Source organism: Eubacterium xylanophilum ATCC 35991 (assembly GCF_000518685.1).
GTDB classification, from domain to species: Bacteria; Bacillota; Clostridia; order Lachnospirales; family Lachnospiraceae; genus Eubacterium_F; species Eubacterium_F xylanophilum.
Genome location: NZ_JAEB01000009.1, coordinates 79,953 through 95,798, shown reverse-complemented (window position 1 = coordinate 95,798; position 15,846 = coordinate 79,953). Strand labels below are relative to the sequence as shown.

The 15,846-nt window shown below is 42.4% G+C and carries 13 protein-coding genes; all 13 read right to left on the bottom strand.

The genetic code is table 11. The features are described from left to right. A complete protein-coding gene (locus L877_RS0101975) occupies positions 1–1,236 on the bottom strand; it encodes a DUF1015 domain-containing protein (protein ID WP_026834663.1) in 1,236 nt (411 codons plus the stop codon). A gap of 45 nt (positions 1,237–1,281) precedes the next feature. Next, on the bottom strand, positions 1,282–2,166 hold the full coding sequence (gene epsC / locus L877_RS0101970; RefSeq protein WP_026834662.1) for a serine O-acetyltransferase EpsC: 885 nt from the start codon (positions 2,164–2,166) through the stop codon (positions 1,282–1,284). Beyond that, positions 2,150–2,761 (bottom strand): ribosome biogenesis GTP-binding protein YihA/YsxC, encoded by a 612-nt coding sequence (yihA, locus tag L877_RS0101965; protein WP_026834661.1) that lies wholly within the window; start codon positions 2,759–2,761, stop codon positions 2,150–2,152. The genes epsC and yihA overlap by 17 nt, the downstream gene beginning before the upstream one ends. Further along, positions 2,758–5,061, bottom strand: a complete 2,304-nt coding sequence (gene lon, locus L877_RS0101960) for an endopeptidase La (RefSeq protein WP_026834660.1) — start codon at positions 5,059–5,061, stop codon at positions 2,758–2,760. Before lon ends, yihA begins: the two co-directional genes overlap by 4 nt. A gap of 36 nt (positions 5,062–5,097) precedes the next feature. Continuing rightward, positions 5,098–6,396, bottom strand: coding sequence for an ATP-dependent Clp protease ATP-binding subunit ClpX (gene clpX, locus L877_RS0101955; RefSeq protein WP_026834659.1), 1,299 nt, complete (start codon positions 6,394–6,396; stop codon positions 5,098–5,100). Positions 6,397–6,542: 146 nt separating this feature from the next. Next, positions 6,543–7,139, bottom strand: a complete 597-nt coding sequence (gene clpP, locus L877_RS0101950) for an ATP-dependent Clp endopeptidase proteolytic subunit ClpP (RefSeq protein WP_026834658.1) — start codon at positions 7,137–7,139, stop codon at positions 6,543–6,545. Between the two features lie 51 nt (positions 7,140–7,190). Continuing rightward, entirely contained in the window at positions 7,191–8,501 is a 1,311-nt protein-coding gene (tig, locus tag L877_RS0101945) for a trigger factor (RefSeq protein ID WP_026834657.1), read from the bottom strand. Positions 8,502–8,538: 37 nt separating this feature from the next. Continuing rightward, positions 8,539–9,711 (bottom strand): family 8 glycosyl hydrolase, encoded by a 1,173-nt coding sequence (locus L877_RS0101940; protein WP_026834656.1) that lies wholly within the window; start codon positions 9,709–9,711, stop codon positions 8,539–8,541. A gap of 12 nt (positions 9,712–9,723) precedes the next feature. Next, positions 9,724–11,067 (bottom strand): phosphoglucosamine mutase, encoded by a 1,344-nt coding sequence (gene glmM / locus L877_RS0101935; protein ID WP_026834655.1) that lies wholly within the window; start codon positions 11,065–11,067, stop codon positions 9,724–9,726. An 88-nt stretch (positions 11,068–11,155) separates the two neighbouring features. Next, positions 11,156–12,232 (bottom strand): tRNA 2-thiouridine(34) synthase MnmA, encoded by a 1,077-nt coding sequence (mnmA, locus tag L877_RS0101930; RefSeq protein ID WP_026834654.1) that lies wholly within the window; start codon positions 12,230–12,232, stop codon positions 11,156–11,158. 86 nt (positions 12,233–12,318) lie between these two features. Further along, entirely contained in the window at positions 12,319–13,863 is a 1,545-nt protein-coding gene (gene gpmI, locus L877_RS0101925) for a 2,3-bisphosphoglycerate-independent phosphoglycerate mutase (protein ID WP_026834653.1), read from the bottom strand. A 69-nt stretch (positions 13,864–13,932) separates the two neighbouring features. Further along, complete coding sequence (locus L877_RS13270) at positions 13,933–14,817, bottom strand: lytic transglycosylase domain-containing protein (RefSeq protein WP_242837103.1); 885 nt, start codon at positions 14,815–14,817, stop codon at positions 13,933–13,935. A gap of 5 nt (positions 14,818–14,822) precedes the next feature. Further along, positions 14,823–15,698, bottom strand: coding sequence for a CPBP family intramembrane glutamic endopeptidase (locus L877_RS0101915; RefSeq protein WP_026834652.1), 876 nt, complete (start codon positions 15,696–15,698; stop codon positions 14,823–14,825). Positions 15,699–15,846: the final 148 nt, after the last annotated feature.

The following is a 15,846-nucleotide window of genomic DNA, read 5'->3' as shown; positions in this document are numbered from 1 at the left end:
TTATATCCTATGGATAAATAGTCCGCTTCGAAGCTTAGGCTCGAACCAAGTTGACTTTGGCGGCATGAGAAGCTCATTGTCTGCAACATCAAACAACTCCGTAATAGATGTTGGATACATGGAAAATGAAATCTTCATATCTCCATCAGCTCTCTTCTCTAGCTCTGAAAGTCCTCTGATTCCGCCGATAAAGTCGATTCTGCTATCTGTTCTTGGATCACCAATTCCTAGAATTGGTCCGAGTAAGTTGTCCTGAAGCACTGATACATCAAGACTTCCCACTGCATCTTTCCCTGCAAAAAGCTCATCCTTTGCTCTGAGAAGATACCACTGGCCCTCCACATACATTCCAAAGGTTCCCTTCTCCTGTGGTGAAACCTGAGAATCACTCTTCTCCACTGAAAACTTCTCGCCGACTTTATCAAGAAACTCATCCAAAGTGAGACCATTTAAATCCTTGACTGTTCGATTATAATCCATAATCATTAGCTCGTCATGTGGGAAGAGAACGGACAAGAAGTAATTAAACTCTTCGTCTCCTGTATATCCGGGATTTTCTTCTCTTCTCTTGAGGCCCACCTTAACTGCACTGGCAGCTCTGTGGTGGCCGTCTGCGATGTAGATCTTGTCAATATTTTCGAATGCTTTTTTGATTTTTTCTACATCTGTAGAGTCGTCTATTTTCCACACTCTATGTGTTATTCCATCAACGGCAACAAAATCATATAGTGGGTCTTTCTCCATATTTCTTGCCACTACTTCGTTGATGGTTTCATCCGATCTGTACGCAAGAAAGATCGGACCCGTCTGAGCTGACAATGTGTCTACATGGGTAATTCTATCGATTTCTTTGTCTTCTCTAGTATTCTCATGCTTTTTGATTCTATTGTTGATATAATCATCAACCGATGCACAAGCCACAAGTCCTGTCTGGCTTCTTCCATCCATCACGAGCTGATAAATATAATATGCATTGTCATTATCCTCGACATATATTCCAGCCTCAATGTCCTGCTCAAGAAGTTCCTTGGCCTTCTGATAAACCTCCGGAGCATATGTATCTACCGAATCGTCAAAACTCGTCTCTGCTCGGTCGATCTTGAGGAAGCTGAGGGGTTCTCTCTCAACTTCAACCTTGGCTTCCTGTCTGTTATAGACATCATATGGAAGCGCCGCTACCTGCTTAACATATTTTACATCTGGTCTGATGCAGTTAAATGGTCTGATACTTGACATAATTCTAACCTCACATTGAATCTTCGCAAAGTCAAGCTCTGCGAGTTATTTGTATATCTTTGAGTCTGCCGGCACTGATTCAGTGATAAACGCATTACCACCTATTACCGAATTTGCTCCTATTACCGTCTCTCCACCGAGAATAGAGGCATTGGAGTAAATAGTAACATTGTCCTCAATCGTAGGATGTCTCTTAGTTCCCGAGAGCTTCTGACCACCTCTTGTGGAAAGTCCTCCAAGAGTGACACCCTGATATATCTTTACATTATTTCCAATCACGGTTGTCTCACCAATAACAATTCCCGTTCCGTGATCGATGAAGAAACTCTCGCCTATCTTGGCTCCGGCATGAATGTCGATTCCCGTCTTGGCATGAGCATACTCCGTCATGATTCTCGGAATAAACGGAACATTTCTTATCTGGAACTCATGGGCGATTCTATATACATAGATTGCAAATAGTCCGGGATATGAAAATATAACTTCATCCATGCTATTTGCCGCAGGATCCCCATCATATGCCGCCTTCACGTCTTTGAGTAGCATCCTTTGAACGTTGGGCAATTCCGCAAAAACTTCACTACATATGGTCTCCGCCTTTTCAGAGTATATGCAGTCGCCAAGTCTATTGTCCTCTCTTGCAGGTGCATCGTCTGCATACTCAAGAGCCATGGCAATCTGGCAGCAAAGCGTCTTGTAAATTGTAAATAACTTGTCTCCAACATAGTAGTTGGGAAGTGTTCTGGCTTCCTCCTGGTCGCCAAAATATCCAGGAAATAGAATCAATCTCAAATCCTTAATTGAGTCGATAATATGCTTTCTCTCAGGCATACTCTTGCCCATTCTGGCAGAAAATACCGGCTCTTCTTCATAATTTATCACTATATTTTTAACAACATTTTCTAAGTTATCTCTAATCTTCTGATTCATTTATCTTCAACTCTTTCACAAAATAATCTATGTACTCCCATATTTCCTCTTTGCCCTCTTTTTTCAAAGCTGAGAAAGGAATAATAGGAGTTCCCTCTACGAGTCCAAGTTTCTTTCTGATTGCCTGCATGCTTGCATTTCTCTGGTTCTTGCTGACCTTGTCAGACTTTGTGGCAATAATCAACGGATTAAATCCCTTGCTACATAACAGCTTATATGTCTCCACATCCTTGGCAGACGGATCGTGCCTTATGTCAATCAGCAAAAATACAACTCTCAATGCTTCCGAATTATCGAGATATTTCTCAATCATCTTCATCCACTTAGCTGCAATTTCCTTGGAAACCTTGGCATATCCATATCCAGGTAGGTCTACAAAATAACAAGCATTATTGATATTATAATAATTTATCGTCTGCGTTTTGCCCGGCTGTGATGATATCCTGGCAAAGCTCTTGCGGTTGAGCAATGTGTTAATCAAGGATGATTTTCCCACATTGGAACGTCCCCAAAATGCAAGTTCTATCTTGTCATTCTTAGGAAGTTTGCTCGTTATACCACATACCGTTTCTAACTCCAGTGATTTTATAATCATCTTATCAACGCACCTTCTAATATTGTTTTCACATCTGAGACATAAATGATTTCAAGTCCTTCCTTGATCTCATCTTCAATTTCTGACACCTCCGGAATATTTTCCTCAGGGACAAAAACTTTCTTGATTCCGGCCATCTTGGCTGCCAGGAGCTTTTCCTTTAATCCACCTATGGCGAGAACATTTCCGCGAAGTGTAACTTCTCCCGTCATGGCAACCTTAGGATCCACTTTGATTCCCTCAATAGCTGAGTAAAGTGCCGTTGTCATTGTCACTCCTGCCGATGGACCATCCTTTGGAACTGCTCCTTCCGGCACATGGATGTGAATGTCATTCTTGGCAAAAAACTCAGAATCACGAGATGATATGCTTCTCACATAGCTGAGAGCTATTCTGGCTGACTCCTTCATGACATCTCCAAGTTGGCCTGTAATGATGAGTTCTCCGTCACCTGGCATGATATTTACCTCAATCTCCAGAGTGTCGCCACCCACCTGAGTCCACGCAAGTCCTCTTACTATACCTACATCCGCCTTTTTGTTGGCCTTCTGGTTGGTATACTTTCTCACTCCGAGAATATCCTCAAGGTTTTTGGATGTAACAGTCATCTTGCCCTCATCTTTAATTCTCTTGAGTGCAGCCTTTCGGCAAACCTTGGAAATAGTCCTATCGAGTTCTCTGACACCTGACTCCCTTGTGTAGTATGAGATGATGTCCTTGAGAGCCTTGCTATTTATGGACAAGTCCTTCTTGGTCAGACCATTTTTCTCCAATTGCTTAGAAATCAAGTAGTCCTTTCCAATGTGATACTTTTCATTCTCTGTATAACCAGAAAGATCTATAATTTCCATTCTGTCCAAAAGTGGACCGTCTATGGTATCTGTTGTATTGGCAGTACAAATAAACAATACCTCTGATAGATCAACCGGGAGCTCGACATAGTGGTCGCTGAAAGTCTTGTTCTGCTCCGGATCAAGAACCTCAAGCAGTGATGCACTGGCATCCCCCTTGTAATCAGCTCCAACTTTATCTATCTCGTCGAGAAGAATCAGCGGATTACTTACCTTGGCTTCTTTTAGAGCTTTGATAATTCGTCCCGGCATCGCGCCAATATATGTTCTTCTATGACCTCTGATCTCTGCTTCGTCTCTAACTCCGCCGAGACCTATTCTCACGTACTTCTTGTTGATTGCCGTGGCAACTGATCTGGCAATAGACGTTTTTCCTGTTCCCGGTGGACCAACAAGACATATGATAGGTGCTTCCGCCCCACCGTTTAGCGAGCGCACAGCTATGAATTCGATGATTCTCTCCTTCACCTTCTCAAGGCCATAGTGATCCTTGTCGAGCTGCTTCTTCACCTTGTCCACATCATAGTGGTCTTCTGTCTTGGCATTCCATGGAAGACTGAGCAAAGTCTCTATATAGTCCCTTGATACCCTCTCCTCAGAAGAGCTACTTGGGATTGACTCAAGTCTGTCTATCTCTTCTCGGATAGCATCTTTTATCTCATCGCTTGCATCAAGTTTTTGGAGCCTTGTCTCATAGTCATTCTTGTCATTTGTCTCATCGAGCATTTCCATGATGGTATTCAACTGCATCCGGAGGAACTTTTCTTTGTGGGCATTCTCCACATCCCTCTGGACACTTGATTTGAAGTCATCTCTGTATCCGAATACGGCAATCATAGTCTCGATTTCTGTATCGAGAATCTTTGCTCGAGTTTCCAAATCATGCTCATCAAGTATCGAGATGGTGGTCTCTCTGTCCATAGGAATTACCATAGACAATCTGTCGACAATTTCTTCCAAGCTCTTTCTGTAAATCTCCTGATAAACAGGCTGGTTGTCCGTTGCCACCTCTCTGATATAATTCTTGAAAGTATCCAAGATTTCCATTCTGACAGCTCGCTCAGCGATTTCCGTAAAACCTTTCTTCCTAGTGGTTTCAAACGGCAGAATCTTCGCTCCGATCACTTCGTCATCTTCTGTTTGCCAACTCTCCACAGAAACTCTGGAAATAGTCTGCATGAGAGCTCGCTCGATTCCCCTATTACCCTTGACATATTGCTTGATTTCCGCAATCACTGCGACATCCATTAACTCCGGTTTGGCCCCAAGCAGAGACTCTTCCGGTTCCGTGACAAATGCAAGAACTACCTTGCGCATGCCTCCGTCAACTGCTTCTCTCACTGCTCTTAACATTAACTCATCTGTAATTGTGAGATTAATATATGTCGAAGGAAAGATACACTGTTCCGGGAAAACCACCACTGGATATATTATATTTTCATATTCCATAAGATGTACCTTTCTGTTCCCTTTCTTTTATCCTTTTTAGTTTGCTTTTTTCTCTAAAAACAAATCCAACTCATCACCGGATTCGCTGATCAGGATTGGCTCCTTCTTGTCCGTGATAACATCTCTAGTAATATGACATTCCTTGACATCTTCTCTCGATGGTATCTCGAACATAACATCTGTCATAGCGCCCTCAATAATAGCTCTAAGTCCTCTTGCACCTGTCTTTCTCTCAAGAGACTGCTTTGCTATCTCGCGAACAGAATCCTCTTCAAATACAAGATCTACTCCATCCATCTCCATCAACTTAGCATACTGCTTTGTAATAGCATTTTTTGGCACTGTGAGTATGTCCACCAAGTCGTCCTCGTTCAACAAATCAAGGCTGACTGTCACCGGAACTCTACCAACAAACTCAGGTATGATACCATATTTAATCAAATCCTGAGGCAGTACCTGTGAGAACAACTCACCGATATCTGAATCATTCTTATCTACTATTTCAGCATTAAATCCGATAGATTTTTTGTCTATTCTCGATCCAATAATCTTGTCCAAACCGTCGAATGCTCCGCCACAAATGAACAAGATATTAGTTGTATTAATATGATAAAATTCCTGCTGTGGATGCTTTCTTCCTCCCTGTGGTGGAACACTTGCATCTGTTCCCTCAAGTATCTTGAGGAGAGCCTGCTGTACACCTTCACCGGAAACATCACGAGTGATAGATGTATTCTCGCTCTTCTTGGTAATCTTATCAATTTCGTCAATATATATTATTCCATGCTCTGCCTTGGAGATGTCAAAATCTGCTGCCTGAATTATCTTCAACAGAATATTTTCAACGTCTTCACCCACATATCCTGCCTCTGTTAGTGTGGTGGCATCTGCAATTGCAAATGGCACATTCAAAACCTTGGCAAGGGTCTGAGCAAGGTAAGTCTTTCCTGATCCTGTTGGACCAATCATAAGGATATTGCTCTTCTGAAGCTCGACATCAGAATCATCCTGAACATCTCCCCTCAAAACACGTTTGTAGTGATTATAAACAGCTACAGACAGTGCTCTCTTGGCATTGTCCTGACCAATAACATATTCGTCCAAAACCTCCTTGATTTCCTTTGGTTTAAGGAGGTTGATTTCCTCTTCAATATCACTTTCTACATATCCATCATCGTAGCTTTCCATGAGAATCTCGTCACATAAATCTACGCACTCGTCACAGATAAATATTCCGCTAGGTCCGCCAATAAGCTTTCTAACCTGTCTCTCTGACTTTCCACAAAAAGAACATCTTGGTGCTACTCTCTTGTCATCATCTTTTTTATTTGCCATTTTATTTACCATTTTGCAGGTGTGTTGCCACGAGAACATGTGCACCCGCACACACATTTTCCCGATTTGGAATCAAATCCAACTGATTTTTATTGTCATTATTAGTGTGCAAATCCCCACCTTGGGCAGGTGGGGTTGCATCTTAATTATTCAACTGAATCGTGGTTAACAATAACACGATCGATAAGTCCATATTCCATTGCCTCATCAGCTGACATGAAGTTATCGCGCTCTGTATCTGCAGCAATCTTCTCCACATCCTGTCCTGTGTTGGCAGCCAAAATCTCGTTCAACTTCTTCTTAGTTTTCAAGATATTCTCAGCAACAATCTGAATCTCTGTTGCCTGACCTCTGGCACCGCCTGATGGCTGATGAATCATTATCTCAGAATTAGGAAGAGCAAGTCTCTTTCCCTTAGTTCCGCTTGAGAGCAAGAAAGCTCCCATGCTCGCTGCAAGTCCCATACAAATTGTAGAGACGTCACACTTAATATAATTCATTGTATCATAGATAGCCATTCCCGCTGTGACAGAACCACCCGGACTATTAATATACAAATTAATATCCTTACTTGGATCCTCTGACTCGAGGAAAAGTAACTGAGCGACAACTAGACTCGCTGTCTGATCATTTACCTCGTCTCCAAGAAATACGATTCTCTCGCGCAACAATCTAGAATAGATATCATGCTGACGCTCGCCACCACGGCTTGTCTGCTCTATGACGTAAGGTACTAATGCCATTCTCCAATTTCCTCCATTTCGCTAATTATCAAGTCAAGATAACTGCTGTAATTACTCAGCGTCCTCTTCCTTTACTGGAATCTCCTTAGCTGACTCAACGAGGAGAGCTGCTGCCTTCTTAACCTTAGTATCAGACTCAAGCTGCTTCTTCTCATCCTCACCGAAGAGCTCCTTGATCTTCTCAAGAGTCATATTGTACATTTCTCCGATTGACTCCATCTCTTTGTCAAGCTCTTCCTCTGTTACCTCAAACTTCTCAGCATCTGCTACAGCTTCAAGTACAAGACGACTCTTAATGCGCATCTCAGCATCCGGACGCATCTGAGCCATAAGTGCCTTAGGCTGCATGCCTGTCATCTTGAAATACTGATCAATTGACAATCCCTGCTGTGAAAGTCTTCCGGCAAAATCATTCATCATCTGGTTAACCTGCTCGTCGATCATAGCATCCGGAATTTCCATCTCAGATGTCTCGATAAGCTTCTCGATTGCCTTATTTTCCTTCTCGGCATTGATCTGAGCCTGTTTTCTCTCTTCTATAGACTTCTTAATGCTGTCTTTATACTCAGCCAATGTCTCAAACTCTGATACTTCGCTTGCAAACTCGTCATCGAGTTCAGGAAGCTCCTTAGCTTTAATCTCATTGATTTTTACTTTAAACAAAGCTGGCTTACCCTTCAAAGACTCTTCGTGATACTCTTCTGGGAAAGTTACATTAACATCAACCTCATCTCCTACATTCTTGCCAACAAGCTGGTCTTCGAATGTATCGATGAATGAGTGACTACCAATCTCAAGTGAGTGATTCTCAGCTTTTCCACCTGCAAAAGCCTCACCGTCTACAAATCCCTCAAAGTCGATAATAGCTGTATCACCTACTTCGATTCCGCGGTCTTCTACAGTAAATATTCTAGCATTCTGCTCCAAAGCCTTATTAATCTCAGCATCTACTTCCTCATCAGTTACTACAAGCTCTCTTGTCTCAACTTCCAAGCCTTTGTACTCGCCAAGCTTAACTTCCGGCTTAACAGCAAAAGTTGCTGTGAAGATAAATGTCTTGCCATTTCCAATCTGCTCTACATCTACCTCTGGTCTTGAAACGATATCAAGTCCACTCTCGTCAGCAGCCTTCTCATACGCATCTGGGATGATAAAGTTTGCAGCGTCTTCGTAGAAAATTTCCTCACCGTAAAGCTTCTCGATCATCTTACGAGGTGCCTTACCTTTTCTAAATCCCTGAACGCTGATCTGCTTTTTGTTCTTGTTATAAGACTTAACCATAGCAGCCTCAAACTCTTCTGCACTTACCTCGATAGTAAGCTTTGCCATATTCTTCTCAAGATTCTCAACTTTAAAACTCATTTTTAATTTTCCTCCAAATTATTGATTTACATCTATCTTACCAAACTCTATACTTTCCGCTAAGCGCAAGCAACGCGAATAGATAGAGGCAGTTATCATAGTATCTTCTTCCGCCCTTTCTAAGTGGTGTATTCCAAAATCTCTCAACACACTCCTTAGCATAAGGACCGTCTGCCGCAAGACTAGCCTGGGCGTTTGTAGCGATGATTGCAACCGGATGAAGCGCTGGCTCATCGATTACTGTTCCATCAATCTCATATATCTTAAAATCTTCATCTCGATGTGTCTCCATGAAGAATTTTTGAACTTTGTTATTGTTCTCAACCTGCCACTGATCTTTGCCAAACCACTCATGATCCAAACCGATGTTGGCAATAACTCTATAAGAATCACTGTAATACCAGTCATGACGTCCACCAAATATATCTCTTTCATGAGCATAAGGTGTTCCATCGTAGTTAGCATACTCTGCTGCCAATCCTGTCTCAGGGTGACATGCTTTCTTCAAGTACTCACGACTTGCATCTGCAGCCTTCTTCCAGAATTCCCTGTCCTCTTCATTGGCCCAAAGAGCAAAGAGGTCATAGAAATGTGGGCAGTGATATGAAGGATCACTGAACTTCCTACTTGGAATAAAGCGAATAAGATAATTCTCAGGCTCCATAATAGGTTCTCCCGGCTCATTCTCTCCGTTGTGAATACAAGCACTTAAGATATTCTTAGCTTCCTGTGAGTAGTTAAATATTCCTTCACCATCTCCCCATCTGTGTGATGCAAAGAATAGTGACATTGCGAAGAATTCCTCTCCATCCGGAGCCGGACCCGGATACTCGTCGATTCTTGATCCATCAGTTCTTCTGTGCCAATCAAAATATCCCGCATTGTATCCTTCTTCGATATACATGAATGTTCTCGCCCATTTCCAGACGCGATCAAACTCATTCTTCATATCCATCTGAACGCACATCATCATTGCATATGACATGCCCTCTGTTCTGGCATCAAAGTTTCCAGTGTCCTCAAAGTATCCCATATCATCACCGAACTCGAAGTAGAACTTCTCATCGTCCGGACCGTAGAATACTGTCTGGAAAGCATCTTTGACCTTCTTCTCAATTTCCTCTTCCGAGTATCCGCATTCAGCAAAAACATTGCGGTACTCGTTAGTGTAATATGCACCCTTTTTAGCACCATTCTGCAAATCTGCCATATTTCTTTCCTTTCATTCTTCGTGCCCCTTCGCCTTTAGGACATCAATAATCTTGTATACATTTTCACTACACAATTCGTCCGTCTCAGCCTCGACCATAACTCTTATAAGTGGCTCTGTACCACTCTCCCTAAGCAAGAGTCTTCCCGAGTCGCCCAAACGCTCTGAAACTTCCTCTGCAGCCTTCAGCACATCAGGATCTTCCATAGCGGCAACTTTGTCCTTAACTCTTATATTAACAAGAAGTTGTGGAAAAATTGTGAGCCCCTTAGTTAATTCTGAAAGCTTTTTATCTTCCTCAAGCATAGCCTCCATGATCATGAGTGACGTGAGAACTCCATCTCCGGTCACAGCATTTTCCATGAAAATCACATGTCCTGACTGCTCTCCGCCGAGTGTATATCCGTTTTCCATCATATTGGCACAAACATACTTATCGCCGACAGCCGTCTGTTCATACTTGATACCGGCTTCATCAAATGCCTTGTAAAGTCCCATATTGGACATTACAGTTGTAACAACGACATCATCTTTGAGTCTTCCCTTTTGCTTGAGATATTTACCACAGACATACATAATGTGGTCGCCAGTTATGATATCCCCGTTTTCATCCACTGCCAAGCATCTGTCTGCGTCTCCATCATAAGCAAATCCCACGTCTGCGCCGACTTCCTTGACAAAACTCTGGATCTTTTCTATGTGTGTTGAACCACAATGTCTATTGATATTCATTCCATCCGGCTTATCATATATCTCATGAACTTCAGCACCAAGTCTTCTGAATATGTCTCCAGCAATTCTCGATGCAGATCCATTGGCGAGATCTAATGCCACAACTTTTCCATCAAATGGATGTGTCACCAAATTCTTGAGATAAGCCTTATATATTACTTTACCATCTGTATAATCATAACATCTTCCGAGTTTTTCGCCTGTAGCATATGGGAGCTCACCGATCTTTCCATCGATGTAATCCTCTATCTGCTGTTCTATCTCCTCCTCAAGCTTCTGACCCTGTCCGTTGATTACCTTAATTCCATTGTCCGTATAAGGATTATGGCTGGCTGTAATCATAATACCAAAGTCAAATCTCTCCTGGCGAATCAAGTAAGAGATACTTGGTGTAGATGTGACATGAATCTCATATACATCTACTCCACTGGCAGTAAGGCCCGCCGCCAAGGCTGTTTCATACATATATCCTGACAATCTAGTGTCCTTACCTATGATAACTCGTGTTTTCTTTTTTTCATCGTAAAAATAGTTTCCAAGAAATCTTCCAACTTGGAATGCGTGCTTTGCTGTTAAATCTACATTGGCCTCGCCGCGAAAGCCATCTGTTCCGAAGTACTTCATTCCTTCATCTCATCCTTTCTCTCGTTTTCAGGGCGCACTTCTCCCCCAAAAAACAATGTATCTAATATATACTATCACATCAAGCATATTATTTCAAGGGAAAAATAGTTCCACCACCAAGAACAATTCCATCCTCCGAGTATATAACTGCTGCCTGCCCCGGGGTAGCTGCTCTCTGAGGTTTGTCAAAAGTGATTTCTATCTCATCTTCCCCAATTCTCTTAATTCTACAAGTGTCGCCCGAATGGTTATATCTAATCTTTGCAACCCCTCTAATCTCATCAGATATATCTTCAATCCCCATAAAATTTATATTATTTGCATAAACTTTTTTTCCAAATAAATCTTCATTATCACCGAGAACAACCTCATTGGTCCCGGTCCTTATCTCCGTGACAAATGTTCTCTTCCCAAGACTAATTCCAAGTCCCTTTCTCTGTCCAATGGTATAATGAGAAATTCCCTGATGCTCTCCCAGAACATTTCCATCTAAATCCACAAAGTTTCCCTTTTTCTCCTTCTCACCGGTCTCTCTCTCGATAAATCCGGCATAATTATTATCGGGAACAAAGCATATTTCCTGTGAATCCGGCTTTGCCGCCACCGGAAGCCCCGCTTTCTTGGCAATTTCTCTTATCTCGTCTTTGGAAAACTCTCCGACCGGCATCAAAGTCCTCGTAAGCTGATCCTGAGTCAAGTTGTAAAGGGCATAAGTCTGATCTTTGGCAGCTGTAACAGAATTCTTGATTGCATATCTGCCATTTGGCAGCTGTACAATCCTGGCATAATGACCCGTGGCAATATAATCAGCTCCAATCTCCAAACTCCTCTGAAGAAGAGATTCCCACTTTACATATCTATTGCATGCAATGCATGGATTGGGTGTCCGACCATTTTTATACTCTCTAATAAAATAGTCTATGACATTCTCTCTGAATTCTTTCTTGAAATTCATAACATAATATCTGATTCCAAGGGCATCCGCCACTCGCCTTGCATCATCAACTGCGCTTATACCGCAACATCCGTCTGGGTTCTCCTGGGCGTCGTCCTGCCAAATCTGCATAGTCACGCCGATAACTTCATACCCCTGCTCCTTCAAGAGATATGCAGCCACAGAGGAATCCACACCTCCGGACATACCTACTACTACTTTTTTTGCCATTTAGCATCTCCTATTTAACATTCATAAACCCCTGCCAAGCGAGGCTTGTCACCTGTGGCAGGGGCAATTAATTGCATTATAAATAATTATTTCTTGATGAGAAGTGACTCACCTGTCATCTCGGCCGGCTTCTCATATCCCATCATCTCGATAAGAGTTGGAGCGATATCCGCAAGACATCCGCCCTCTCTAAGTGTATAAGAATCATCGTAGTTTACAAGGATGAATGGAACAGGATTTGTTGTATGAGCTGTATATGGCTCGCCTGTCTCATAATCCATGAGCTGCTCTGCATTTCCGTGGTCTGCACAGATAAACATCTGTCCGTCAACTTCCAAAAGGGCATCTACAGCCTTTCCTACACACTCATCAACTGCCTCAACTGCCTTGATTGCAGCACTCTCAACACCTGTATGACCAACCATATCAGGGTTTGCAAAGTTGATAATAATAACGTCATATTTGTCTGACTTGATTGCATCAACAAGTCCATCACAAACCTTGTAAGCGCTCATCTCCGGCTGCAAGTCGTAAGTTGCAACCTTCGGAGAGTTTACAAGAAGTCTGTCCTCGCCTTCATTTGGCTCCTCAACTCCTGCATTGAAGAAAAATGTTACGTGAGCATACTTCTCAGTCTCAGCAGTACGGAGCTGCTTGAGACCATTTTTAGCCAAAAACTCGCCAAATGTGTTGTTGATTTCTACCTTGTGGAAAGCAACAATCTTGTTAGGAATTGTCACGTCGTACTCAGTAAATACAACATATGTAAGTGGGAAGAATCCCTTTGCTCTCTCAAATCCATCAAACTTGTCATCACAGAAAGCTCTTGTGATCTCTCTTGCACGGTCTGGTCTGAAGTTATAGAAAATAACTGAATCATTTTCCTTAACTGTCGCACGTGGCTTGCCATCTTCAACTACAACAGTTGGAAGAACGAACTCATCTGTATCTCCTCTGTCATATGACTTCACAACTGCATCAACACCTGACTCTGCCACTTCACCTTCACCGAGAACAAGGGCATCATAGGCCTTCTGCACGCGCTCCCAACGATTATCTCGGTCCATTACATAGTAACGACCCATAACTGTTGCAACTTTTCCAACACCGATTTCCTTCATCTTATCTTCTGCTTCCTGGACAAAATCCTTTCCTGAAGCAGGTGGAGTATCACGTCCATCGAGGAAGGCATGAAGGTATACATTTTCAATACCATTTCTCTTGGCAAGCTCCAAAAGTGCATACATATGTGTGTTGTGACTGTGCACACCACCATCTGAAAGAAGTCCGAAGAGATGCAAATCTCCTCCCTTCTCCTGGCAATTCTTGATTGCCTCAAGCAAAGCCTCGTTCTCGAAAAATACTCCGTCTTCGATTTCCTTAGTGATTCTTGTAAGCTCCTGATAAACAATTCTTCCGGCGCCCATATTAATGTGACCAACCTCTGAATTTCCCATCTGACCATCAGGAAGACCAACTGCAAGACCTGAAGCATTACCCTTTACAAAAGGATAATCCGCCATCAACTTGTCCATAACCGGTGTGTTACCAAGGGCAACTGCATTGGCTTCAGTCCTGTCATTGAGACCATAGCCATCCAAAATCATCAATACTGTAGGTTTCTTACTCATTTTTGTTTTCTCCTTAAAATATTCTCTATGCGGCATAATTGCCAAAGTCGTAAAAACGACAAACTAAACTTATCCAACTCCCAAGTCCCCTAGTTCAAGGTACTTAAGATATGCTCCATATGTCATGGTCACGGCATCCTCACCACTTCCAATCACAACGCGAACTTCCTCAAGGTCCTTCTCGGTTGCCTTAACTGCGCTCGCTTGGACATCTTGCTTTTGCGGAACATCAACTTTCTTTTCTTCTGTCACCTCTTTGTGTTCAGGTGCTTCACCCTTTACTATCTTACCACTCAATTTGTTCGGTGTCACCCTAATCTTTTTTGTAGGTGCCTTAACCCCCTGCTCCATATATGCGGCGATCTTCTTTACATAATTCTGAGTTTCTCTGTAAGGCGGAACACCTCCATACTTCTTTACCGCTCCGCTCCCTGCATTGTATGCCGCAGCAGCAAGTGTCTTATCCCCATCAAATTTCTTTAGATGAGCTGCCAATAACTTGGCAGATGCCATGATATTCTGCTCAGGATCATATACATCATCAACCCCTAAGTCTCTGACTTCATAGGGCATAAGTTGCATAACCCCCTTCGCACCTGCGCTTGACACGCACTTGGGATTAAAATCCGACTCCGCCTTCGCCACCGCCACAAGATACTGATAAGACACTCCATACTTCTTCGATGCCCTCTTGAAAATATCATCCATTGTGGTAGTCATCGTCCCATCTTTACCAACATAGACAGTGTCCGATGTAGGCTTCGTCGTATGTGTTTTCTCAACCTTCGGAACATTTTTCTCTATTTTGTTCTCATTCTCTTGAACCTTAGGGCTATAAACCACTTTCTCGAGAACCTCCTTAAATGGAGTCACCGTGGTTTGCGGCTGAGAATTCACGCCGTTCAAAGCCGTCTGAATTTGACTATTGTTTCCATATTCAACTCTCAAACTCATAAACATCATCCTTCTTCAACTTGTTCCACCTGCGGAACCGGTTTCAAATCTAATCTATAATAATAGATAACCGTAACTATAAGTACAATCATAGAGGCAAAACCAAAAAGAATTGTCAAAATCCCTTGGATTTCCTCAGGCAATCCCAACTGATTTCTTATTTGTTCGAATATATAATTGAATGAATTATATGTAATATGCATCACTATACTCGGCAGCACCGAGTTGGTCTTCTCAAACACCAATGCAAGAACAAATCCAAATATCGCCGTATATATCCCCTGCACAAGCTGCTCATGATAGATTCCAAAGAGAATTCCCGATATAATCATTGCTGCCACCGCAGGAAGCCCTTTGCGAAGAGTCCTATAAATCATTCCTCTGAATACCAACTCTTCCCCAATCGGCCCAATAATGCAAACAACAAGAATCAAAATAGCCGGCTGAACATTGTCCATATCCATCCCCTGCATCGTATCATTATAACTCTCGATAACCCCCGGCGAAACCATCACCACCGCCAAAATAATCACAACAGTGGCAAACTGGGCAAGCACACCCATGAGTACATTTATCAGCAAGGGCTTTGCCGCCAAAGACTTGTCATATGAAACCGGCAACATGTCCTTCTTTTTTCTAATATAATAATACCACAGTCCAAATCCAACTACAATTATCAAATCAATCATTCCGGTCAAATAAATGTTGATTGTATAATCGTCAACATACTTGGTAATCATCTGATCGTAAAGGTTCATATTGTGCCTTTGAAAAGAAACCACCAATGCCTGTCCCGCAAAAAGAAATGTAATATATATGCGAAACACATATATGATACCCACATAAATCCCCGCAAACAACAGAGATTTGAATTTTTCCATCCATGCTCACCTACCTCTACAAATCCATATGGTTTATAATACCACAAAACAATGGGGATTGTAAATTTTTTTCTTGCGAATGATTTCTCCCCAGCCATCCCCATCAAATTTTAACTCTACACGCATTTCCCCTTTACTTTGCCCACTC

Bases quoted from the DNA above. Each gene is read 5' to 3' on its own strand.
- L877_RS0101975 (WP_026834663.1), bottom strand. From the start codon at position 1,236: ATGTCAAGTATCAGACCATTTAACTGCATCAGACCAGATGTAAAATAT.
- gpmI (WP_026834653.1), bottom strand. From the start codon at position 13,863: ATGAGTAAGAAACCTACAGTATTGATGATTTTGGATGGCTATGGTCTC.
- L877_RS13270 (WP_242837103.1), bottom strand. From the start codon at position 14,817: ATGAGTTTGAGAGTTGAATATGGAAACAATAGTCAAATTCAGACGGCT.
- epsC (WP_026834662.1), bottom strand. From the start codon at position 2,166: ATGAATCAGAAGATTAGAGATAACTTAGAAAATGTTGTTAAAAATATA.
- clpX (WP_026834659.1), bottom strand. From the start codon at position 6,396: ATGGCAAATAAAAAAGATGATGACAAGAGAGTAGCACCAAGATGTTCT.
- tig (WP_026834657.1), bottom strand. From the start codon at position 8,501: ATGAGTTTTAAAGTTGAGAATCTTGAGAAGAATATGGCAAAGCTTACT.
- lon (WP_026834660.1), bottom strand. From the start codon at position 5,061: ATGGAATATGAAAATATAATATATCCAGTGGTGGTTTTCCCGGAACAG.
- glmM (WP_026834655.1), bottom strand. From the start codon at position 11,067: ATGAAGTACTTCGGAACAGATGGCTTTCGCGGCGAGGCCAATGTAGAT.
- L877_RS0101940 (WP_026834656.1), bottom strand. From the start codon at position 9,711: ATGGCAGATTTGCAGAATGGTGCTAAAAAGGGTGCATATTACACTAAC.
- yihA (WP_026834661.1), bottom strand. From the start codon at position 2,761: ATGATTATAAAATCACTGGAGTTAGAAACGGTATGTGGTATAACGAGC.
- L877_RS0101915 (WP_026834652.1), bottom strand. From the start codon at position 15,698: ATGGAAAAATTCAAATCTCTGTTGTTTGCGGGGATTTATGTGGGTATC.
- clpP (WP_026834658.1), bottom strand. From the start codon at position 7,139: ATGGCATTAGTACCTTACGTCATAGAGCAGACAAGCCGTGGTGGCGAG.
- mnmA (WP_026834654.1), bottom strand. From the start codon at position 12,232: ATGGCAAAAAAAGTAGTAGTAGGTATGTCCGGAGGTGTGGATTCCTCT.